Source organism: Pseudobacillus sp. 179-B 2D1 NHS, assembly GCF_045370945.1.
GTDB lineage: Bacteria > Bacillota > Bacilli > Bacillales > Domibacillaceae > Pseudobacillus.
In genome coordinates, this window is the sequence record NZ_JBIQDP010000020.1 from 44,745 (window position 1) to 67,994 (window position 23,250).

Sequence of the window (23,250 nt, forward strand, 5' to 3'; positions counted from 1 at the left end):
AAATGGGGGGATGACATTGCAGGAAGTTCAACAGCAGCCATGGCACAAATATTATCAGGATGACATCTTTCAGTTATCACTGCCCGAGGTTTCTCTTTATTCCCTGCTGGCAGACTCCGCTGAGAGATATAGTGAACAAACAGCCATAACCTATAACGGCGAGACAATCGATTATCGTGAATTGAAAAATAGAGTGGACCGGCTCGCTGGCAGCTGGAAAACCATGAATTTTCAAAAGGGAGAACGTATCGGGCTCATGATAAGCAACCATCCCGATTACATTATCTCTTATTATGCTGCCCAGGCACTCGGACTGATTGTTGTACAGATTAACCCGGCATATACAACCAGAGAGTTGCTGCAAATTTTGGATGATGCCAATGTCTCTTACGTGATAGTGGACAACCGTTCCTTTGACACGATAGAGGAGATAAAAGAGATTTATAAGATTAGAGAAGTGATGGGTTCACAACTGAGTGAAATAAAAAACGGTTCTCTGTGGCATCTAGAAGACTTGATTAACGTGGGCTCCCCACTTCAAACTCCGGTTATCGTGGATCCAAAAGAAGACGTAGCGGTGATTCAGTATACCGGCGGCACGACAGGAAAAATAAAAGGAGCGATGCTGACGCATTATAACTTAACCACAAATGTTTATCAAAGTTTCACCATGTACCGGCAGAGAATTGAGCTAGGGCAAGAGACCGTCTTAGCTGCGACGCCTTTATATCACGTATACGGCATGACGAGTGCAATGAATCTTGGGCTGTACATTGGGGCTAATATTTTACTGATTAAAAAATTTAATACAGAGGAAGTGCTGGAAAAAATTAAACAGTATAAGCCGACGATGTTCCCAGGTGTGCCGAAAATGTATATTTCATTCGCTAATCATCCACGAGCTCATGAGTATGGGCTAGATTCCTTAAAGGTTTGTTCATCCGGTTCGGCCCCTCTTCCGATAGAGGTGATTAAAAGGTTTGAGAAAATTTCAAAGTCAAAAATTTTAGAGGGCTTTGGGATGTCCGAAACATCACCAACGACACACCGCACACCAATCCATGGAGAGAGAAAAGCAGGAAGTATCGGCATTCCGGTACCAGGTACAGATTGCCTGATTATCGACCGTAACAATAATGTCCTCGGAACGAGCTATGTGGGTGAATTGCTCATTAAAGGACCTCAGGTGATGAAAGGGTACTGGAACAATGAAGCAGAAACGAAACAAGCACTGCAAAACGGTTGGCTATACACTGGCGATCTCGCCACGATGGATGAAGACGGTTACTTTTATATCGTGGGCCGAAAAAAAGAAATGATTATTTTCGGGGGATTCAATATTTATCCACAGGAAATTGAAGGGGTGTTATTTGAGCACGAGGCTGTGAAAGAAGCAGCGGTCGTGGGATTGCCTCATGAGATACACGGTGAAATCATTAAAGCCTACATTGTTCCAAAAGAAGGCAAAGAGGTAGACAGTGAGGAACTACGAAACTATTGTTACACAAAACTGACCCCTTACAAGGTGCCGAAAGAAATAGAAGTGAGAGAAAGTTTGCCGAGAAACGGCGTGGGAAAGCTGCTCAAGAGATTGTTAGTGAAAGAGGAAATGGAAAGAAGGGAGCAAAAACATGACAAGCCAGTCAATTAAACAAGTAGCGGTCATTGGTTCCGGAGCAATGGGCTCGCAGATTGCGATGGTTTGCGCACTAGCCGGCTACCCCGTTATTTTACATGATATTCAGCAGGAAAGCCTGGAGAAAGCAAAGCGATCTTTAGAGGAACAAATGGAGAAGCGGGTGAAGAAGGGCCGTTTCACTGAAGAAGAAGCGAAGAAGGCCTTTGCCAGACTTATGTTTACAACGGCCCTGGAGCAGCTGAAGGAAGCGGACATGGTGATTGAAGCCATTGTGGAGAAACTAGAGGCCAAAAAAGAGCTGTTTGCTAAACTGGAAGGCATTGTCCAGCCACACACCATTTTAGCAACGAATAGTTCAACCATCGTCAGTTCAAAAATAGCGGAGGCGGTCAGCCGGCCAGAAAATGTTTGCAATATTCACTTTTTTAATCCGGCGCTTGTAATGGAGCTCGTGGAAGTGGTCAAAGGGCCTCATACATCAGAGGAAACAGCTGAAATCAGCATGACGTTCATCCGTTCCATTCATAAAACGCCGGTTTTGTTAAAAAAGGAGATTTCAGGTTTCATTGCAAACCGCCTGCTCGGAAAATTAGTAGATGAAGCACTTTTCCTGTTAGAGAACGGCTATGCCACACATGAAGAGATTGATTTGGTCTGCACAAAAGCGTTAAATCATCCGATCGGTCCGTTTTCACTCATGGATTTGACAGGCTTGGATGTAAATTATTTTGTTCGCATGCAGCGCTTTCAAGAAAGCGGTGATGAAAGAGACAGACCATCTAAAATTGTCCAGGAAAAAGTCGAAAAAGGAGAGCTCGGCAGAAAAGCAGGCAAAGGTTTTTATGAATACAATGAGCAAGGCCAAAAAGTGGGGGTGACAACATGAACATTTATGTATTGCTAAAAAGAACGTTTGATACAGAAGAAAAAATCAGCGTGGCAAATGGCCGAATTCAGGAGGAAGGCGCTGAATTTATTATCAATCCATACGATGAATATGCCGTGGAGGAAGCGATTCAAATCCGTGATGAGAAAGGCGGTGAGGTAACGGCTGTTTCCGTTGGCAGCGAAGAAGCGGAGAAGCAGCTCCGTACGGCGCTCGCCATGGGAGCTGATAAAGCCGTGCTCATCAATACAGAAGACGATGTCGAAAACGGTGATCAATACACAACGGCCAAGATTCTTGCTGAGTTTTTAAAAGACAAGGAAGCAGACTTAATTATCGCTGGAAATGTCGCCATTGACGGCGGAAGCGGACAGGTTGGCCCGCGCGTAGCCGATCAGCTCGGCATCCCGTATGTAACAACAATTACGGATATTAAAATCGAAGGTGAAAGCGTTCGCATTGTGCGAGATGTAGAAGGGGACTCGGAAAAAATCGAGACTTCATTGCCGCTGCTTGTCACAGCTCAGCAAGGTTTAAATGATCCGCGCTATCCTTCTTTGCCGGGCATCATGAAAGCGAAGAAGAAGCCGCTTGAAGAGTTAGAGCTGGATGATTTAGAGCTTGATGAAGACGACGTAGAAGCAAAGACCGAAACAATCGATGTGTTCCTGCCGCCAAAGAAGGAAGAGGGCCGCGTTTTAGAAGGCGATGTAAGCGACCAGGTAAAAGAGCTTGTGAGCTTGCTGCATAACGAAGCAAAGGTTATCTAAAGGACAAACAGGACAGGAGGGGGATTCATATGTCAAAAAAAGTATTAGTATTGGGAGAAGCACGTGATGGGGCACTAAGAAATGTTTCGTTTGAAGCGATGGCAGCTGGCAAAAAAGTCGCCCAGGGCGGAGAAGTAGTAGGGGTGCTGGTTGGCGAATCTATCAGCGACCTAGCCGAGCAGCTTATTCATTACGGAGCCGATCGTGTGGCGGTTGTGGAGCATGAAAAGTTAGCGCAATATACATCTGACGGTTATTCACAGGCATTGCTTGCTGTTGTAGACCGCGAAAATCCAGATGCGATTATTTTCTGCCATACAGCGCTTGGAAAGGATTTGTCTCCAAAGATCGCCTCTAGACTGCAAGCTGGGCTCATTTCGGATGCAACAGCGTTAGAAGAAGAGGACGGCGAAGTGATTTTCACTCGTCCGATTTATTCGGGAAAAGCCTTTGAAAAGAAAAAAGTGAGCGAAGGGCTTCTGCTGGCATCGGTACGTCCAAATAACATTGTGCCGCTTGAAAAAGATGAATCCCGCAGAGGTGATGTCTATTCTGTAAACACGGATATTAAAGATATTCGTACAATTATTCAGGAAGTGGTTCGCAAAACAGCGGAAGGCGTTGATTTATCAGAGGCGAAAGTGATTGTTGCAGTCGGCCGTGGTGTGAAAAGTGCAGATGGCTTTAAGCCGCTGCAAGAGCTCGCTGCCGCACTTGGCGGCGCAGTCGGCGCTTCCCGCGGAGCGTGTGATGCAGACTACTGCGACTACTCGCTGCAAATTGGCCAGACAGGGAAAGTCGTCACACCAGACTTATATATTGCCTGTGGAATTTCGGGAGCGATTCAGCATTTAGCCGGTATGTCTAACTCTAAAATTATTGTGGCCATCAATAAAGATCCGGAAGCGAGTATTTTTGGAGTAGCGGATTATGGGATTGTCGGCGACTTGTTTGAAGTCGTGCCGATGCTGACAGAGGAGTTTGAGAAGCTGAAGGCGACGGTTTAAATAGGATATTTTATCGTTCCGGTTCGCCATAAAAGATGGATCGGAATGATCAACCTTATCAATATGGGCAGGGAAAAGCTGGAGGAGGGGCGGTCATGAACTTTGAATTTGACGAAGATATTCAATTTCTAAAGAGAAATGTGCGCGATTTTATTCAAAATGAAGTAGAAACAGTGGCTATGCAAATAGAAGAAACGGATGAAATTCCAAAGCGCATTGTGGACATGTCCAAAGCGCTTGGCTTGTTCGGGTTAAGCATTCCAGAGAAGTATGGAGGCCTCGGCATCGGAATGGTTGGCAAGTGTGCTCTTTATGAGGAGATCGGAGCGACACATAACGGCTATACAACGTTAATTGGAGCGCATACCGGCATTGGCACGGTGGGAATCGTGGAGATGGGCAGCGAAGAACAAAAGAAAAAATATTTGCCGGATATGGCTGCAGGCCATCGTATCGGAGCCTTTGCCCTGACGGAGCCTGCTGCCGGATCGAATGCAACAAATTTAAAAACCACTGCGGTCAAAAAAGGGGATAAATATATACTAAACGGCACGAAGCATTACATAACCAATGCCACAGAAGCAGATATTTTTACAGTGATGGCGGTGACTGATCCGTCCAAAGGGGCAAAAGGCATTACTTCTTTTATTGTAGAAAAAGACTTTCCAGGATTTCACGTGGGGGCTGTGGAGCCAAAAATGGGTCTGCGCGGTTCTCACTCTGCGGAAATTATTCTCGAAGACTGCGAGGTGCCGGCAGAAAATGTGCTAAGCGAAGAAGGAGAAGGCTATGTCAATGCTTTGAAGATTCTGGCAAACGGGCGAGCCGGTTTAGCCGCTAGAAACCTCGGTTCCAGTCAGAAGCTGCTCGATTTGTCCGTCAGCTATGCGAAAGAGCGGTTTCAATTCGGCATTCCAATTATCGAACACCAGGCAGTAGCTCATATGCTGTCTGAAATGGCAGTAGACATTGAAGCCCTGCGGTCATTTACCTACCGTGTTGCTTGGATGGTGGATGAGCGGAAGAAGATTATTAAGGAAGCAGCGATGCTGAAGTTGTTCGGTTCTGAAGTGTATAACCGTGTGGCGGATAAAGCTGTACAAGTACACGGAGGCATTGGCTATATTTCCGATTATCCCATTGAGCGTTTTTATCGGGATGCCCGCATTACTCGCATTTATGAAGGGACCTCAGAAATCCAGAAAAACATTATTGCTGGGCAATTGAATAAAGAATACAGCTGACGGGAGGAGAAGCAATGGAGACGAAGAGGATCGTTATTGCAGAAGGTGTTCGCACACCAATCGGCCGGTACGGCGGTTCCCTAAAAGAGGTCAACTCTGGTTTTCTAGGCGCTCATGTGATCAAAAAAGTTCTCGAGAGAGCAAACATGCCGGCAGACCAGGTAAGCGAAGTAATATTAGGTGAAGTAAGGCAGTCCACCGAATCTTCTAACGTCGCCCGTGTGGCTGCGCTGCGAGCCGGTATTCCGGTGGAAGCTCCTGCTTTTACCATCAACCGTTTGTGTGCATCTGGCATGCAGGCGATTGCCTCCGGGGTGCAGCAAATCCAATCGGGACAGGCGAACATTGTAGTGGCTGGCGGAACAGAGAGCATGAGCTGTTCGCCAATCTACTTGCGAGGAGCGCGTTTTGGCGGAGACAAGACCTATCTCGTTGATTCTAATCTCGAAGCGGGCCAGCAGCCGAAAGAAATGTATGGAGATCAGCTGGGAATGGGCATAACAGCAGAAAATGTAGCGGAAAAATATAATATTTCCCGAGCTGATCAGGACCGTTTTGCTTTTGAAAGCCAGTGCCGAGCAGCTACAGCAATGAAACAAGGAATCTTTAAAGAGGAAATAGTCCCATTCCATGTCACTACGAAGAAGAAAACCATACTCTTCGATCAAGATGAGCATCCGCGGCCCGAAACAACGATGGAAAAGCTTGCTACTCTCAAGCCCGTTTTTAAAGAAGGAGGATCGGTTACAGCTGGAAATGCATGCGGACGAAATGACGGATCGGCTGCACTCCTTCTTTTATCAGAGGAGGAGGCTGAAAATCGGCAGTTACAGCCGAAAGCAGCGATTGTCGACTGGGCGGCAGTCGGAGTAGCACCGGAAATAATGGGAATCGGGCCTGTCCCTGCCATTAAAGGATTGCTTGACCGTACCGGAATGTCAATAGACGACATTGATTTATTTGAAATCAATGAAGCATTTGCGTCACAGGCGCTAGCCGTTCAAAGAGAGTTAGGCATCAGCTCCGATAAACTGAATGTAAATGGAGGAGCCATTGCGCTTGGCCACCCTGTGGGAGCGACTGGTGCACGGCTTGTCGTCACATTGATGCACGAGCTTGGCAGAAGAGGAGGCCGATATGGGATTGCCTCATTATGTGTTGGCGGCGGACAGGGGATGGCGATCATGATTGAAAATATAAGACGGCAGGAGAAGGAATATGGAAGCAGCCAAAAAGGTTGACCATTCTTTCTTTTTTTCCTATTTAGGCTTGGAGCGGCAGGAGGATGAAGCGGGGGCCGCTGTTCTTAGTGTGAAGCTGGTTGACAGCCATTTGTCGGAAACAGGAAAAGTAGCGGGAGGCCTCTTTTACACAATGCTCGATGCTGCGATGGGAACGGCAGTGTCAGAGGCAGGCGGAGCATTTGGTGTGACAACAGATTTGCATGTTCAGATTTTACGCAATGAAGCAAGCCGCTTATTTGTTTGCAAAGGCTATTGTTCTGGAATAGAAGGAAAAAACGCAAGCGGGCGGGGAGAAATCTTCGATGAGAGCGGGCGCCTTGTCGCTTCAGGCATGGCTGCCTTCAAACTGCTAACAGCAGAAGCAAAGCAATCCTATAAAGAATGAGGTGGGATCATGGAGAAATTTGAGGCTATTTTAGTAGAAAGAAAGGGAAACATTGCTTTTATCATAATTAACCGTCCAGATCAGCGAAACGCCCTCAGCAAGCAAGTATTAGAGGAAATAACAGCAACGCTTGAGGAATTCAAGCATGATGAAAGGATTGGCTGTATTGTATTCACCGGCCGCGGAGAAAAGTCCTTTGCTGCGGGCGCTGATATCAGCCAATTAAAAACGCGCACGCCTCTTGATGTATTTAAGCCAGGCAGTATGCAAGAGGTATACAGCTATATTGAAGCGTATGACAAACCGACCATTGCGATGGTCAATGGCTATGCCCTTGGAGGAGGCTGTGAACTCGCGATGGCATGCGACATCCGGATCGCTTCAGAACATGCAAAATTTGGTTTACCCGAATTGAATCTTGCGATTATTCCAAGTGCAGGGGGCACACAGCGTCTTGCTCGTCTGGTCGGAAAGGGCAAAGCGATTGAGCTGATTTTAACCGGGAAAATGCTCAGTGCATCAGAAGCCCAGCATATCGGTCTAATCTCAGAAACCGTGCCGGCAGCTAAATTAAAGGAGAAAGTACTAGAGGTGGCGGAGCAAATTTTAGCGAAGGGCCCGCTCGCGGTCAAAATGGCCAAACTAGCCATTCATCTTGGGTTTGATGCGGACATGAAGACAGGCTTAACCGTAGAGAGGCTCGCTCAAGCGGTTCTGTTCGCAACGGAAGATAAAAACGAAGGGACAAGTGCATTTCTTGAGAAAAGAAAACCACAGTTTACGGCGAACTAAGGAGGGATGAGGATTGTTGCTTGAAGATATTATAAAGGAGTTTGAGGAATGTCCTTTTTTACAGCACCTTGGATTGGATATTCTGAAATTTGAAGAAGGCGATGTAAGGATTAAGCTAACCATACAAGAGCACTTGCTGAACACAAATTATACTCTGCACGGTGGTGTATATGCGTCTGTTCTAGATTTTATTCAAAGCATGTATCTGCGCTCGGTGACAAAAACACGTTGTGTGACAACAAATTTAACGATTCACTACACAGCGCCTGTATCGGCTGGAGAAATGTTTGCTGAAGCCTCCATTATCTCTAAAGGATATAAAACGGCGTTTGTTGAGGGAATTCTAAAAGATCAAGAAGGGGGGCTGTTAGCAAAAGGAACAGGGACATTTAAACTGATCCAACCTGCTGAAACAGCTGAGGAAGGGAAGAAGCGTCAGGAGGATTTAGAGAAAGGGCAGCCTATATAACTAGTAATTAAGGAGACTGGAGCCAGACCGGAGATCGTTCCCTGCTTATGCAAAATTGGCCGGCTTCATAGGTCGAAACAGATAGAGTCAGCAATAAGGGCGCTTTAGAAAGAAGCTTGTCTTCTTAAGATCCTCATTAACGTGAAGCAACATAGTGAAGCAGAGGTAAAAGATAAGATGATTTTTAAGATAGAAGCAAGGAGAGGATCAATAAGTGAAGAGAGACGCAGTCATCGTATCGGCGGTGCGCACGGCAATTGGAAAGCAAGGGGGAGCGCTTGCAAAAGTACCAGCCCATTTGTTTGGGGCAGAAATTATAAAAGAAGCATTAAAGCGGGCGAATGTGAAAGCAGAATGGGTGGAAGATGTCATTTTAGGAAATGTCCTAAGCGGAGGCGGCAATATCGCGAGATTGACCGCTTTACAGACTGGAATGGGCATGGAACTTCCAGGGCTCACTGTAGACCGCCAGTGCGGATCCGGTATAAATGCCATTATTCTAGCCGCTCAAGCAATAAGAGCTGGAGAGGGTGATGTGTATATTGCTGGTGGAGTAGAAAGTATGAGCAGAGCCCCCTACTTGATGGATCGGCCAGAAGTACCTTACAGCGCTACCCCACCAAAATTTAGGAAATCTCAGTTATCCCCAATCGGAATTGGGGATCCTCCAATGGGAATAACCGCTGAAAACTTAGCAGAAAAATATCAAATAAGCCGGGAAGAACAAGATGAATTCTCTTTAAAAAGTCAGCAAAAAATGGCTAAGGCAATGGAAGAAGGGCGTTTTGAAGGACAGATTGTGCCGATACATATACCTGTCCGAAAAGGAGACCCCATTGTATTTAAGAAGGATGAACATCCAAGACCTCAAACAACAAAAGAAGCTTTGGCTAAACTTTCACCAGCATTCCTGGAAGGGGGGACAGTGACCGCAGGAAATAGTTCCGGATTGAATGATGCGGCGTCCGCTCTAGTTGTAATGTCAAGAGAAAAGGCAGAGCAGCTTGGCATTCAACCACTAGCGGTCATTAAAGCACACGCTATTGCTGGTGTAGACCCAAATCTAATGGGAATCGGTCCTGTTCCGGCTACACAAAAGGTTCTGGAAAAAACCGGTCTCTCTATAGGTGATATGGATATTATTGAAATTAACGAGGCATTTGCTGCACAAGTGATTGCTTGTAACAGGGAACTAAAAATGGACCCTACTAAAGTGAACGTCAACGGCGGCGCTATTTCACACGGTCATCCACTTGGTGCTACAGGAGCCATTCTCTTTACGAAAGCTGTTTATGAACTGAAGAGATCCGATAGAAGGTATGGTCTTATTACAGCTTGTATTGGCGGAGGCCAAGGAATTGCGGCAATTATTGAAAGGGAGGAGTAACCTTGCTTTTCTCGAATAATATGTTGTTCCAGGTTGACAAACAAGGATAAAAGTAATTTTTAGTGTGGGCATATTTCTTGCGTTAACAATATAGCTAATTATCATGATAAAGCTTTTGCTTTCCAGGCAGCGGCTATTATTTGGGAATTGTGGCTTGATATTAACAAGGGCAATGCGAATGGGGAGGGACATCCGGTTGGGTCGGCTGGTGCCCGCATGGTCATCACTTTAATTCCTGAAATAATTTGCTGGCAAGAAAGATACGGGATCGCAACCCTCTGTGGCGGTGGCGGCCAAGGAGTGGCTAGGATGATTGAAGTGACTAAAAAAAGAAAAGGGGTTTATTGGAAATCTATTTATAATATTTTAGAGGGTTTCTTTGACATCACTTACAATACTAAAAAAAGAAGAATCCTATTAGGAACTAGGCATTGAGTTTGTTCAACAAAATCAACAACATAAACTACTATAAATGATTGCATATTCGGAAAGTGTAAAATCGCTCCAGCTGATTAGCAGACGGTTTAAGTTCCTTCATTAAGAAATAGGAACTGCCATATAATTTCTTTTGAAAAATTAGAAACAGAGTGAATGAACTTGGTGTTGCCTTCAAACGAAATTTTTTCCTACAAAAGGTTGCTTTAAAAGGGACACCGCTGGAACTGCAATGATAAATGGCCAGACCATTTTACGAGATCGAAGATAAACAAAAAGTTCAGTAGAGACAATATTTGCAAATGAAAGACAGATGAACGTTCCACTTACATAACCTTACGTAGAGAGGAATAAAAATTATGAGTAAAGTTCCGTCAATATTTCAAGGGTTACGAATGCCTGTAATCGGTTCACCACTGTTCATTATTAGTAATCCCAAATTAGTAATCGAACAATGTAAGGCCGGCATTATCGGATCAATGCCTGCGCTCAATGCTCGGCCAGTCTCGCAACTCGACGAATGGCTGGCAGAAATCACAGAGGAACTCGACTCGTATAACGCACGTAATCCAGACCGTCTTGCCGCGCCATTTGCAATTAATCAGAATGTGCACAAGACTAATCAACGCCTGGAAAAGGATATGGAAATTTGTGAGAAGTATAAAGTTCCTATTATTATTACATCTTTAGGCGCACGGGAAGATGTAAATGACGCGGTACACAGTTATGGGGGAGTTGTTTTACATGATGTGATTAATAACACTTTCGCACATAAAGCAATAGAAAAGGGCGCGGATGGGTTGATTGCTGTTGCTGCAGGGGCAGGAGGGCATGCTGGTGTAAAAAGTCCTTTTGCATTAATTCAGGAAATTAGACAGTGGTTCGATGGTCCACTTGCTTTAGCAGGTTCCATTGCAAGCGGAAGAGCGATACTTGCTGCTCAAGTAATGGGGGCGGACTTTGCTTATATTGGAACACCTTTTATTGCCACTTACGAAGCCAATGCTTCTGATGTATATAAGCAAGCCATTTTGGATAGTACGTCTGACGACATTGTGTATAGTAATCTCTTTACAGGTGTACATGGGAATTATCTGGCCCCATCCATTCGTGCTGCCGGTTTGGATGTTAATAATCTTCCTGAAAGTGATCCTTCTAAGATGAATTTTGCTAGAGAGACAAAACCGTGGAAAGATATCTGGGGAGCTGGTCAAGGCATTGGGACCATTAATGAGATCACAACTACAGCGGCATTTATAGACAAGCTCTATCAAGAGTATATTCAAACAAAGCAAAGTTTACTGAAACAAATGAATTCTTTTGATGCTGCAAGCAGGTTGAGGGAGCAAAGTTATTAAAGGAAGATGGAGAAACGGCTGCATTACCTATAAAATACCCTTTTCAAAAGCTGAAATAAGAATAAAAGAGAAATTGGAGAGTTCTGTCCTTAATACCTGAAGCGGGGATTTTTTTGCTGATGGGCTGTGGCAACATAAATCCATCCTTTTAGCATGAAAACAGAAGAATATAAATTGAATGTTCGTATCTAAATAAGTACTAGACTTATATAATGCGGAATATGAGGCGGATTTTTCAGAATAGCTTCGATTTTGGGATAAACATGAGCTTATTAAAGAACTTAATATAGACTATTTAGAATTTATACCTGACCGTATGATTATAACGATGCCAGTAGAACCTCAAACTTGATAGCCTACTGGACTATTGCATGGAGGGGCATCTATTGTTTTAGCGAAAATCACGGCGACCATAACAGCTGCTATTAATATACTAGCCCTAATAAATTGAATTCAATTAGCTCGGGGATTAATGGAAATCATATCGGCGGCAAAAGGGATGGCATTGTCATTACGGATGAAAGTGGAAAGTAATTGTATTCCTCGATGTACAGTAGCGATGACTAGTAAAAAAATAAAAAAGACCTTAATACATATGTATATTTCAACAATAGTTTAAGGAGGAATAAATATATGGAGCATATTATCGTGGATACACAAAATGGGGTTCGCACACTGACCTTAAACAGACCTGAGCGTCTCAATGCCGTAAATGATAAGCTTAGTATGGAGATAATCGAGACTATTGAGGAGGCTTCAGCTGATGATGAAGTCCGTGTCCTTGTAATAACCGGGAGTGGACGAGGCTTTTGTGCAGGCCTTGACCTGTCTGATTATTCAAAGAGAAATCCATCCATTTATTCCCGTCATAAAAGATTAGATGACTTGGGTTGGGTTGGTCATCAAGCATTAGGCATTGTTCATTGTGATAAACCGGTTATCGCCGCGATCAATGGTATAGCTGCTGGTGCAGGACTCGCCCTGGCTCTGGCCTGCGACATGCGCTTTATGTCTGCTGGAGCAAGTGTAACAACCGGATACATTCGTCGTGGTCTAAGCCCCGATGCGGGAATGACCTATTTTTTACCGCGTTTAGTGGGACAGGCCAAAGCAGCCGAATTGATCTATACAGGTCGAGACATCTATCCTGAAGAAGCCGAGCAGATCGGTTTGATTAACGGGATATTCCCTGATATAGAATTTCAGGATCGGGTTATGAATTTTGCTAGGGAACTAGCGGCAGGACCACCGGTTGCGATGACGTTATCCAAAAGAATGCTTGCCGTAAGCCCTGACACGGATCTTACGACCATTCTAAAACAAGAGTACGCCTCTATCAAAATTTGTTTTGAGACCAAAGATGTACAGGAAGGAGTTCGAGCCTTTACCGAGAAAAGGAAACCTGTATTCCGGGGTGAGTAATTATATATTGAAATAATCACCTTAAAGAAAATCATAAATAGGACAGTGCCTACAGAAGCCTTGTTTCGGACCTTTACAAACTATGGTGGAAGTTTATCATGTAGTAAAGAATTGACTCACGTGATAGCCCTGGTGAAAAGATAAATAATAACACAAATAAACAAATATCCAAGTATATAAGTGTAATTTTATTCAAGTGCACAGGGCTTTTTAGGAAAAACCATGTATTAATATAATGCTGTAATCATTATTCTACTTCTAAAGTTAAACGACTTTAACAATCGCCTATCAAATTTATAGATAGGCGATTGTTGGGTTTGTAAGAACACAATTCATCTAGTTTTTATAGGTTCATTGAAAATTAATTCATTGTGCGTTGATGCAAAGAGCATAAGTATGTGTAATTATGGTTAAAAAAGACGCGAGGCTTTAAAGAAAGTGGCATGCTTACAAAAAAGATACGATGTGTTATCCCTTCAAGCAAAGAATTCTAAGTGATTTTGATTAAACTTTTTATAAAAATGTCATACGTCTCTAAAAAGAGTGTCTCCATTTTGATCAGCTTTTTTAAAAAGGATTCTTCTTATTTATTGTGAAATCTAGGATTGCGATGTGCTTTTAATCAAACTTAATTTTACAGCGACATCTAGACTTCAGTTTTTCTTATTGAACGAACGGAGCAAGGTAGTGAAAGAAGAAGCCTAAAATAATGGGATACGAACTAAAGCATATAAAAAGAAACGATTAAAGCCCTGATAGTATTAATAGAAAAATGGCTGAAAAGAAAGTAAGTAAGGAGAGGTTGGAGTTTAAAAGCAGTGGAATAACATGTGTTGGATATCTATATAGGATAAAGTCTGATTTAGCAAGACCATGTATCATTATGGGCGCAGGATTTGGGGGTACACAGGACACTCCTATATATACCTGCAATTGGCAAGACTGGAGAATTGGCCGTTATGGTGGGTGATGAAGCGATAAAAGCAATAGCAGGTGTGCAGTCAAAAACATGGCGTAATGAGATTGCTCCAAGAGCGCTCATAGAAATGATGAAATATAAGCCAAGCAATGTTGCGAATAAAATAAAGGGAATTGTTATGGTGAGTATGATAAGGAAACACAAGGGCCACAGACGATAGAACTCATCAGAAACTTGTCTAAAGTAATGGTGAAACAGTATCCGGTTTCTCACTTCGCTTTTTATGAATCGGGAGTGCGTGAGGGAATTATCGCCGATCAAATTGATTTTCTAAAGAAAAGTTTTTTATTGAACAACTAGTTCATAGTTGGATTTACTCTTTCTTTGCCTGTGTAGAAGCTGTCAGGCGTAAAATACACCCTCTGGATGCCTATGTTATTGAAATGGTCGATGGAGTAGCGATGAGACTTCGTTCATACCACGTAGCAGACGGGAAAATCGCTCTTGCTATTAGCAGAGGGAATTAAACATCAAACGCAGCTGCCTAGATAGGCAAACTGCACGAAAGGCTTCGATTTCATAGCCTTTCTAAAGCTATCTAGGGGCTTGGTTAGCCATTCGGGCTACATGAAGCTTATCTACAACAACTTTAGCATGAGGCGATACCGTATTAACTGCATTTTTGTAAGACTTCCACATATCGATTGTGGCATATTCAATGCCATATCTATCATCTATTTCAGTTAGGCGCTGGATAACTGTTTCTTTATTACGGTTATAGCTTAATATCAAAGATAGTTTTATGCTCAACATTAGTCAGTGCAAGACGGGGCTTACGGATCATGTGTATTTCATCAATCCCTAGCCATTTACGAGTCTCAAACTGGTATTCGCGTTCTTTGAATGCCACACGATTCTTAAAGACATTTCTAACGGCCTTTTCGTTTACACCAATGTTTTCAGCTACTTCCATAGTAGAATCACATTTACGACACTTATACCTTCTTCGATTTAATTGTGAACCCACTCGTTTTAAACGAATGGGTAAGTCCATAATTAGTTGCTTTCTTGAATCATGTCAGTTTCATTTTCTTGTGGCGATTTTATTGCTCTAAGGTCTGGGAGGAATAATAGGTCTGTCAAGTTGTTCATCCTGTTCGACTCTGTGAGATTAGGGTAGGGGATTACTATATTTAACGAGTTATATTCAAATTTGTAATCAACCAGTGCTTTATCAATGACAGTACCGTTACAGGCTGCATAGCTTTGGTGTGATCCATATCATTTCCTTCTATGATTTCTACATCCCATCCAAGATGCTCTAACTCTTGTTTATTTTTTTGAAGTATACCGATAATATCTACTGTTACACTGCCAAAGTTTTCTCCATAAACAATAGTGTCTTTTTCCCCAGCAAACGCCAATCTTGGAATAACTAATTTATACTGAATCTCTCGATCATCAAACTCCATCAAATTTTTGTACATTGTAACAAATTGTTTAATTTGATTCGTGTCGATTTTTACCTGTATGTTATCCCACTCAACATTTTCTGGATTAACATGATTCTGTTCGTTACTAACAGGAGAGTTTTGATTATACAAAGCTTGTTCGTATGTTTTATTTGTTACCACCATCATTTCTTTATACGGACCATCTATTGGCGGAAAACCACCCATGATTAAACTTTCTAATCTATCTGTCCGAATGGCTAATTGTAATCCAACTAAAGCTAACCAAGAATATCCATAGTAGCTAAATTTCTTAACGTTCATTTCATCAGCAATTGTTAGCAAATCTTTTACTATATTTTCAGGTGTGAGATTCTCAGGGGTCGGATGTTGCAAACGGTGTCCTTCGTAGTCGAAATATAGAATCTGAAACTTGTCCGCGAGGCCCTCAATAAAATGTTTCCCTAATTCGGGGTCTACTCCCCACAACTTTAGGTTTTCAGCTGCTTGTCCATATACAGATTCTTTAGCAATTGGAAGCATGATGGCTGGAGAGTCGGGATTCCCAACTAAACCAACTTTTAATTCTGATTCATCCATAAGTTTTATGTTATTCTCCATATTTATCACTCCTAAAATGTTTATACTATTATCGTATAACATTCATGCAATATTTCGGTTTTTCGTCTTTCTCCCTATATATATTGGGATTTTATTTGAAATATATTATTGTAGCACTTGAAGGTTTTACTTTAAAAAAGGAGACAATAAATGGATTCATATACCCCTAAACAAATTGCAAACGCCTTAAATGTTAGCACAACAACTTTGAGAAGATATGAAGAACAAGATCTCATTCCTGCTGTACCAAGAACGAATAGTAATCACCGTCTTTATAAATCGATTCACTTCCAAGCTTTTACTACCATTAAAGCCTTGTTAAAAGGATATGACATACCCATTGTTTACGAAGTTATGAGAATGATTAAAAGTTCAAGGTTTGAAGAAGCCCTGTGGCTAGTGAATGAACAGCAATTCCATATACAAGTGGAGAAACAGCGAGTGGAAGAAATCCTGACCATGATTCAAAATGCTGAATTTATTCAATATAAAAACGTGGAATTAAATGAGTGTATGAGTATTGGAGAGGCGGCAAAAATAGCGGGAGTAAATACTTCAGCTATCCGCCATTGGGAAAATGAAGGGTTAGTCCATTCAGAAAGAAATAAAGAAAACGGTTATAGAATGTTTTCGATACCTGAACTTCGAAAAATACTGATCATAAGCAGTTTAAGAAAAACCGTTTATTATATAGAAAATATGAAAAAATTATTAAACGATTTAGACACACAAAACTATGATAAAATTGAATATTCCTTTCAGTTAGCATTGGAAAATCTGAACAATCAACTATTACTTCAATTGAAAGGAATCACAGAACTGATGAAATATATACACTTTTACCAAGAAATAAATTCTTAAAAAAGAGATAAGTTCAAGCAAATCTTGTATAGTTTTACCGGAACAATGGATCACTAACGCGGTATTTAATCAGATTTGAAAACAGCCCAATCAAAAGGGCTGTTTTTGTGTTTTGTCCAGAAGCCTAATCAAATAGTTGTACATTTGTAAGATCAGAAAATGTCAATTTATTCATGTCATAAGATAGGCTTGGTAGCCCCTAACACCATGACGGTGTATATACATCTATGTTCTACAATTCTCTTTTATAAGGTAGCAGGGGAGCCATATAGGAATTTAATATTCAACTATGCGTATAATCTAAGTTTTTACGACCTACATAAGTTTCAATAAAGCTTTCTTTAATAGGATTGTGGATTATGTATGTAAGCAAAGACTAGTTTAAAAAGGTTCAATGATCATTGTTTTATAAAGGGAGCAATCATATAATTGTTTGAAAAAGGATGCGTATCATGCCAATTAACTCTTTTGAAAACTACCCGATGAGCTGGAAGCCATCGATTGATAAAACTAAAAAGCCTATTTATCAAGCACTCGCAGGGCAATTGGAGCAGGATATTTTAAACGGAGTTCTATTACCAGGAACAAAACTGCCTCCACAGCGAGAACTGGCCGATTATTTAGATTTAAATTTGAGTACCATTTCAAAAGCGTTTAAAGTGTGTGAGTTAAAGGGATTGTTAAGTGCAACTGTTGGAAGCGGCACATTTGTATCGTATGACGCGTTATCGAATGCGTATTTACTTGAAGATACAAAGCCGAAACATTTAATTGAAATGGGAGCAACCCTCCCAGATCATGCTTCTTACGAGCCGCTGTTACTCCAACTAAAAAGTATGCTGCAAGAGACAGATTATGAAAAATGGTTTGGTTATGGTCGGGCAGGCGAAAGCCTATGGCAAAAGGATGCAGCTATAAAGCTAATCCGAAGAAGTGGATTTGAAACAACTGTTGATCACATTTTATTTGCAAATGGCGGGCAAAATGCGATTGCTGCCACACTGGCGAGTCTTTGTAAGCCCGGAGATCGAATTGGTGTTGATCAGCATACATACCCTGGCTTAAAAACTGTGGCAGCAATGCTTAATGTGCAAATAGTGCCGATCAAATCAGATAACTACGAAATGAGCCCAACTTCTTTTGAATATGCATGTAAAAATGAAAATATTAAAGGCGTTTACTTGATTCCAGATTATCATAATCCGACAGCTTCCTTTATGTCGGTTGAGAACCGAAAAGTGATTGCAGCCATTGCCAAAAAGTATAATCAGTTCATTATTGAAGATGGATCGTACCATCTTCTCAATAAAAAACCACTGCCAGCAGTCGCATCATTTGCACCAGAACAAGTTATTTATATTGCAAGTTTATCTAAATCATTAGCACCGGGGTTACGACTAGCCTATGTAGCAGTGCCAAGTCAATTTAAGGAGCCAATTTCAAAGGCACTTTATAACTTAAATATAACTGTGTCTCCGTTATTAGCAGAACTGACAGCACGTACGATCGTATCAAATCAATTTGAATGCTTAATTGAGAGTCATCGGGAACAAACCATTCGCAGAAACCAAGTTGTACATCAATATTTGGGTGACTATATGTGTTTAGGTGCTGAAACAGGCATCTTTCGTTGGCTGCTATTACCAGGTAAAATTACCGGTGCTGAATTTGAAACGTTAGCTGCACAGCAGGGAGTACAAGTGTATGCGGCCGAACGTTTTGTAGTTGGGAATAGTTGTCCAGAAAGAGCAGTAAGGGTCTCTATCTGTGCGCCCAATACGATCGAAGAGCTTGAGAAAGGATTGATCATCCTTCAACGTTTACTAATCAATCTTACCTAATATTGTTTGCCATACAATTATAATATTGTATGGCATTTTTGTGCGTGTTATGATGATTCAAATTTAGTTGGAGGATGATAAGAAATAGAATTCATTTTTTAAAAAGGGAGGATAGACTGTGCTACATAAAGAAAATGTAAAAGTGTTAGATCGGCAATCAGATTGGTTACCAAGCTACGTTAGTTCACCAGAAAAACAGCAACAACTATATAAGAGAACATTAATCATTATTGTTCTATCTCAAGTTTTTGGAGGAGCAGGACTTGCAGCAGGAGTAACAGTAGGGGCACTTCTAGCCCAAGACATGTTAGGTACAGATAGTGTAACTGGAATTCCTACGGCATTATTTACTTTAGGATCAGCAGGGGCCGCATTGCTTGTGGGCCGACTTTCTCAAGTGCATGGGCGCCGTTCTGGACTTGCGGCAGGATTTTTGGCTGGAGGTCTTGGTGCCATTGGAGTAGTCATTTCAGCATTAACAAATAGCATTCTGCTTTTATTTATTTCACTGCTTATCTATGGGTCTGGATCAGCTACAAATCTACAAGCACGCTACGCGGGAACTGACTTGGCAAATTCAAGGCAAAGAGCAAAGGCTGTTAGTATGGCCATGGTCTCCACCACATTCGGTGCTGTTGCAGGTCCAAACTTGGTCGATGTAATGGGCAAGTTTGCAATGTCTGTAGGAATCCCTGCTTTAGCTGGTCCATTTATATTAGCTGCCGCAGCTTATACACTGGCTGGTTTGATTCTCTTCATTTTACTTCGTCCTGATCCCTTTATCGTTGCAAAAGCAATATCAGATGCTCAGAGAACAACCAGTCATTTAATTTCAGAGGAAAATTCTAATTTGTTATCGATAAACAGGCGAGGAATTTTTGCAGGGGCTGCAGTCATGGTTCTTACTCAATTTGTGATGACGGCTGTTATGACGATGACGCCCATACATATGGGACACCATGGTCATGGTTTGAATGAAGTAGGGATTGTCATTGGATTTCATATAGGTGCTATGTTTTTGCCTTCATTAGTAACGGGTTTTCTTGTTGATAAGATGGGGCGTGCTGTTATGGCTATTGCTTCTGCCATTACGCTGCTTGCTTCTGGCTTTTTAGCCGCTATGGGGCCTGCTGATTCGATGGTAGTACTCATTACTGCACTTGTTTTACTTGGGCTTGGCTGGAATTTCGGTTTAATTAGTGGAACAGCCATCCTTGTAGACGCAACCCCACCAGCTGCTCGGGCTAAGATACAAGGTTCTGTAGATGTTTGGATTGCTTTGTTAGGAGCATTAGGAGGAGGTTTATCTGGAATGGTTGTAGCCCATTCTAGTTATGCAGTTCTTTCAATTAGTGGCGCTATGCTTTCATTACTGCTTATTCCCGTTATTATTTGGGCACGTATCAATAAACAGAGTAATGTCTAATCAAATAACTGAATATTCATAATGCTATTGAAGTAGAGGTAGAGGGAGCTATTAAACTTTTAAAATAATTGTTAAACGTAATCAATTACAAAAAATATAAAGGGATGATTATAAATGGAAAATAAATTTGCTAAGAGAACGCATTTAGTAAAATCTTCTGAGACACGTGAAATATTGAAAGTGACAGAAAGACCAGAAGTCATCTCTTTTGCGGGAGGTCTGCCAGCTCCAGAGTTGTTTCCTATAGAAGCCCTTAAAGATGTGTGCAATGCCATATTGAATGAAGAAGGTGCCGATTCTCTTCAATATAGTACGACTGAAGGGTATATTCCTTTAAGAGAAGCTATTTGTCAAAGGATGAAAGTGATTGGAATCAACTCGACTATTGAAAATGTTCTTATTACATCAGGATCCCAGCAAGCTATTGATCTTACCGGAAGATTATTTATCGATGAGGGAGATACAATTATTTGTGAAAGCCCAACCTACCTTGCAGCCATTAATGCATTCAAGTCATACAATGCCAAATTTGTTGAAGTAGCTATGGATGATAATGGCATGGTTATGGAAGAGCTAGAGAAAAAGCTGCAAGAGCATCCTAAGACAAAATTCATCTATACTATTCCAGATTTTCAAAATCCTACCGGACGTACATTAACACTCGAAAGACGAAAAAGAATGATTGAGCTTGCTAATCAATATGATGTGCTGATTATAGAGGATAATCCTTATGGAGCTATAAGATTTGCTGGAGAGGAAATCCCGCCTGTGAAACATTTTGACACGGAGGGGAGGGTCATTTATTTAAGTACTTTCTCTAAGATTTTTACTCCCGGTCTTCGACTTGGATGGATTTGTGCAGACAAATCTTTCATTGATAAGTACATTGCTTTTAAGCAAACAGCTGACTTACATACTGATAGTTTTGCACAAAGAATTACAGCGAAGTATATGGAACTTTATGATATTGAAGAGCACATTAATAAAATCAGAGAGGTTTACAAAGAAAGATGCACAGCGATGTTATTTTGTATTGAAGAATTTTTCCCAAAGAATTTGTCTTACAGTAAACCAGAAGGTGGATTATTTATTTGGATTGAGCTTCCAGAGGGCATTGATTCAACACATATATTTACCGAGTGTTTAAAAAACAATGTTGCTTGTGTACCTGGTGTGCCATTTTTTCCAAATGGTACACAAAAAAATACATTGCGTTTAAATTACTCAAATATGTCTATAGAGAAAATCATGGAAGGCATGAGGCGTATGGGAGAGGTATTACATCGTGAATTGGAAAGAGAAGCAACTCTTTCATGATTCAGAGTTAACAGTCTGACTAGGAAAGATAAGCAAAGAAACAAGGTCTTGTGCCCAACTCTATATATTGTATACCTTTCCTTAAGTTGATGGTTATATACGGGGGTATTTATTCTACAATCAGCAGTCTCTCTTGAATTTTTTAGTTTAACAATATCGTACTAAAAACAGGCGGGATGTTGATGGAAATTTAAATTTAGCTGAATAATAAGAAGATATTTTGTGACACAGGGAAAACTCTTTTAAAAGAGACCTATATAAAAAGGAATCATTCTTTCGCAAGTACATTTAGATAGTATGCACATGGTCGAAAAGAGGAAAGAATATGAAAAAATCTATAGTCTAGCAAGAAACTCGGCAGGAGGAGAAGAGAATGAGACCCCATCCTCACTCTCCTCTGGCATCAAAATATATTAATACTCCTAAAAAGCGACGGGAAGAGAAGTTAACCCTTGTGAGGATAGCTTGAATTGCCAGCTCACCTTCTCCCGGGGAATGCTTAGATGAAGATTTGGCATGCGTCTAAGCAGGGTGGTAAACGCAATGTCTCCTTCAACACGGGCGAGAGGGGCGCCCAAACACATATGAATGCCGTGGCCAAAGGCGAGATGACGCTTAATTTTGCGCGTGATATCTAATTCTTCCGGCTGTGTAAACTGAAGCTCGTCTCGATTGGCCGATTTCACTAAAAGAAGCAGTACATCCCCTTTTTTGATCTGTTGGCCTCCAAGCTCAGTATCTTCGAGAGCGAACCGCGGTCCAGTAATTGTAGAGGGGCCATTAAAGCGCAGCAGTTCTTCAACAGCTGAAGGAACCAGACTGCGATCGGCTTTAAGCATCTCCAACTGATTGGGGTGATCTAATAAGAGTAAAGCACCTGTGGAAATTAAGTTCGAAGTAGTCTCATGGCCGGCAAAGATTAATAACTGGACCATCGAGATCAGCTCATCTTCGTTGAGACGATCCCCTTCCTCTTCAATGGCGATCAATTGGTTAATTAAATCATCATTAGGGGACTTGCGTTTATCGGCCACAAGCTGTCTGATATAATCACCGAAAGCTTGGAGGTTTCCGGCAACTTCTGGCTCAAGCCTTCCGAGGCCAAGGCCATTCGAGATGCCTTCAGACCATTCATGGATCTTGGACCGATCCTCTTTCGGCACGCCTATCATGTCTGAAATAAGATTGATTGGTAATGGATAAGCATAGTCCTTGACTAAATCCATCTCCCCTTTTTCTTGAACCTGGTCGAGCAGTTCATCTGCTATATGTTGTACACGAGGGCGCAAGCTTTCCATATATTTCGGTGTAAAAGCTTTAGATACCAATATACGTAATCGCCGATGATCGGGCTCATCGATCGCATTCAAGGAATTGGCGAGAAAAAGAGATGAATCAGTTTGTTCCTCACTCCCAGTTAAGGATTGCTGAATGTTGCTATTATCTACAATATTTCTTCGGTCAACCGTAAAGCGGGCATGATCCTTGAAGACCTTCATAGCCTCTTCCATACGTGTAACCATCCATACTTGACTATCGGCATCACCCATTGGAAAGGGAATGGGAATGACCGATCCCATGTCTCGCAACTGTGCGAATATAGGGAAGGGGTTTTCTCCGATTTCACCGCTCAACACACCTAGTACGGCCTTCTCAGGCTGGATTTGATCTGAACTATTCATGATCCTCTTCCTTTCTGCAACTGCCCTTTTCAGGTCTTGCTTTGTTTGATGCTAGGGATATAGTGATCTACGTTTATCATTCTGTACAAATAGT

The 23,250-nt window shown here is 41.8% G+C and carries 20 protein-coding genes and 2 pseudogenes; 19 read left to right on the forward strand and 3 right to left on the reverse strand.

The window, feature by feature from the left end; all coding sequences use genetic code 11:
• Positions 1-16: 16 nt before the first annotated feature.
• The 15 genes and pseudogenes from ACH0BF_RS18050 (at position 17) to ACH0BF_RS18120 (ending at position 14,177) form a co-directional block, all read left to right on the forward strand.
• The gene (locus ACH0BF_RS18050; protein ID WP_406909942.1) at positions 17-1,651 is read left to right on the forward strand and encodes a long-chain-fatty-acid--CoA ligase; all 1,635 of its coding nucleotides are present in this window, start codon (positions 17-19) and stop codon (positions 1,649-1,651) included.
• Positions 1,632-2,525 (forward strand): 3-hydroxyacyl-CoA dehydrogenase family protein, encoded by an 894-nt coding sequence (locus tag ACH0BF_RS18055; RefSeq protein ID WP_406909943.1) that lies wholly within the window; start codon positions 1,632-1,634, stop codon positions 2,523-2,525. Before ACH0BF_RS18050 ends, ACH0BF_RS18055 begins: the two co-directional genes overlap by 20 nt.
• Positions 2,522-3,295: an electron transfer flavoprotein subunit beta/FixA family protein gene (locus ACH0BF_RS18060; RefSeq protein WP_406909944.1), complete on the forward strand. Its 774-nt coding sequence runs from the start codon at positions 2,522-2,524 to the stop codon at positions 3,293-3,295. The genes ACH0BF_RS18055 and ACH0BF_RS18060 overlap by 4 nt, the downstream gene beginning before the upstream one ends.
• A 29-nt stretch (positions 3,296-3,324) precedes the next feature.
• On the forward strand, positions 3,325-4,302 hold the full coding sequence (locus ACH0BF_RS18065) for an electron transfer flavoprotein subunit alpha/FixB family protein (RefSeq protein WP_406909945.1): 978 nt from the start codon (positions 3,325-3,327) through the stop codon (positions 4,300-4,302).
• A gap of 95 nt (positions 4,303-4,397) precedes the next feature.
• A complete protein-coding gene (locus ACH0BF_RS18070; RefSeq protein WP_406909946.1) occupies positions 4,398-5,546 on the forward strand; it encodes an acyl-CoA dehydrogenase family protein in 1,149 nt (382 codons plus the stop codon).
• A 14-nt stretch (positions 5,547-5,560) separates the two neighbouring features.
• On the forward strand, positions 5,561-6,787 hold the full coding sequence (locus ACH0BF_RS18075; protein ID WP_340856614.1) for a thiolase family protein: 1,227 nt from the start codon (positions 5,561-5,563) through the stop codon (positions 6,785-6,787).
• Positions 6,765-7,175 carry a PaaI family thioesterase gene (locus tag ACH0BF_RS18080; RefSeq protein WP_340856612.1) on the forward strand — a complete coding sequence of 137 codons (411 nt, stop codon included), beginning with the start codon at positions 6,765-6,767 and terminating at the stop codon, positions 7,173-7,175. Before ACH0BF_RS18075 ends, ACH0BF_RS18080 begins: the two co-directional genes overlap by 23 nt.
• Positions 7,176-7,184: 9 nt before the next feature.
• A complete protein-coding gene (locus ACH0BF_RS18085; protein WP_406909947.1) occupies positions 7,185-7,967 on the forward strand; it encodes an enoyl-CoA hydratase/isomerase family protein in 783 nt (260 codons plus the stop codon).
• A gap of 13 nt (positions 7,968-7,980) precedes the next feature.
• Positions 7,981-8,436 carry a PaaI family thioesterase gene (locus ACH0BF_RS18090; RefSeq protein WP_406909948.1) on the forward strand — a complete coding sequence of 152 codons (456 nt, stop codon included), beginning with the start codon at positions 7,981-7,983 and terminating at the stop codon, positions 8,434-8,436.
• A gap of 214 nt (positions 8,437-8,650) precedes the next feature.
• Positions 8,651-9,823, forward strand: a complete 1,173-nt coding sequence (locus tag ACH0BF_RS18095; protein WP_406909949.1) for a thiolase family protein — start codon at positions 8,651-8,653, stop codon at positions 9,821-9,823.
• A gap of 90 nt (positions 9,824-9,913) precedes the next feature.
• Positions 9,914-10,129, forward strand: a pseudogene (locus ACH0BF_RS18100) (acetyl-CoA C-acyltransferase); the annotation flags it as partial.
• A gap of 3 nt (positions 10,130-10,132) precedes the next feature.
• Positions 10,133-10,258 (forward strand): hypothetical protein, encoded by a 126-nt coding sequence (locus ACH0BF_RS18105; RefSeq protein ID WP_406909950.1) that lies wholly within the window; start codon positions 10,133-10,135, stop codon positions 10,256-10,258.
• A gap of 359 nt (positions 10,259-10,617) precedes the next feature.
• Positions 10,618-11,616, forward strand: coding sequence for an NAD(P)H-dependent flavin oxidoreductase (locus ACH0BF_RS18110; RefSeq protein WP_340856608.1), 999 nt, complete (start codon positions 10,618-10,620; stop codon positions 11,614-11,616).
• Positions 11,617-12,249: 633 nt separating this feature from the next.
• Positions 12,250-13,038 carry an enoyl-CoA hydratase/isomerase family protein gene (locus ACH0BF_RS18115; RefSeq protein ID WP_340856607.1) on the forward strand — a complete coding sequence of 263 codons (789 nt, stop codon included), beginning with the start codon at positions 12,250-12,252 and terminating at the stop codon, positions 13,036-13,038.
• Between the two features lie 896 nt (positions 13,039-13,934).
• On the forward strand, positions 13,935-14,177 hold the full coding sequence (locus ACH0BF_RS18120; protein WP_340856605.1) for a hypothetical protein: 243 nt from the start codon (positions 13,935-13,937) through the stop codon (positions 14,175-14,177).
• Between the two features lie 352 nt (positions 14,178-14,529).
• On the opposite strand, the pseudogene ACH0BF_RS18125 reads toward ACH0BF_RS18120, so the two are convergent.
• Together ACH0BF_RS18125 and ACH0BF_RS18130 are read right to left on the reverse strand one after the other, a co-directional pair.
• A pseudogene (locus ACH0BF_RS18125) lies at positions 14,530-15,100 on the reverse strand (transposase); the annotation flags it as partial.
• A 50-nt stretch (positions 15,101-15,150) separates the two neighbouring features.
• The gene (locus ACH0BF_RS18130; protein WP_340856604.1) at positions 15,151-16,029 is read right to left on the reverse strand and encodes an alpha/beta fold hydrolase; all 879 of its coding nucleotides are present in this window, start codon (positions 16,027-16,029) and stop codon (positions 15,151-15,153) included.
• 150 nt (positions 16,030-16,179) lie between these two features.
• Here ACH0BF_RS18130 and ACH0BF_RS18135 point away from each other — a divergent pair, with 150 nt between their 5' ends.
• The 4 genes from ACH0BF_RS18135 to ACH0BF_RS18150 all read left to right on the forward strand — a co-directional run bounded on the left by ACH0BF_RS18135 (position 16,180) and on the right by ACH0BF_RS18150 (position 21,474).
• The gene (locus ACH0BF_RS18135) at positions 16,180-16,890 is read left to right on the forward strand and encodes a MerR family DNA-binding transcriptional regulator (protein ID WP_406909951.1); all 711 of its coding nucleotides are present in this window, start codon (positions 16,180-16,182) and stop codon (positions 16,888-16,890) included.
• 452 nt (positions 16,891-17,342) lie between these two features.
• On the forward strand, positions 17,343-18,731 hold the full coding sequence (locus ACH0BF_RS18140) for an aminotransferase-like domain-containing protein (RefSeq protein WP_406909952.1): 1,389 nt from the start codon (positions 17,343-17,345) through the stop codon (positions 18,729-18,731).
• Between the two features lie 118 nt (positions 18,732-18,849).
• Entirely contained in the window at positions 18,850-20,157 is a 1,308-nt protein-coding gene (locus tag ACH0BF_RS18145) for an MFS transporter (RefSeq protein WP_340856601.1), read from the forward strand.
• A 114-nt stretch (positions 20,158-20,271) separates the two neighbouring features.
• Positions 20,272-21,474 (forward strand): aminotransferase-like domain-containing protein, encoded by a 1,203-nt coding sequence (locus ACH0BF_RS18150; RefSeq protein ID WP_406909953.1) that lies wholly within the window; start codon positions 20,272-20,274, stop codon positions 21,472-21,474.
• Between the two features lie 422 nt (positions 21,475-21,896).
• On the opposite strand, the gene ACH0BF_RS18155 is transcribed toward ACH0BF_RS18150, so the two are convergent.
• Complete coding sequence (locus ACH0BF_RS18155) at positions 21,897-23,156, reverse strand: cytochrome P450 family protein (protein WP_340856599.1); 1,260 nt, start codon at positions 23,154-23,156, stop codon at positions 21,897-21,899.
• Positions 23,157-23,250 lie beyond the last annotated feature (94 nt).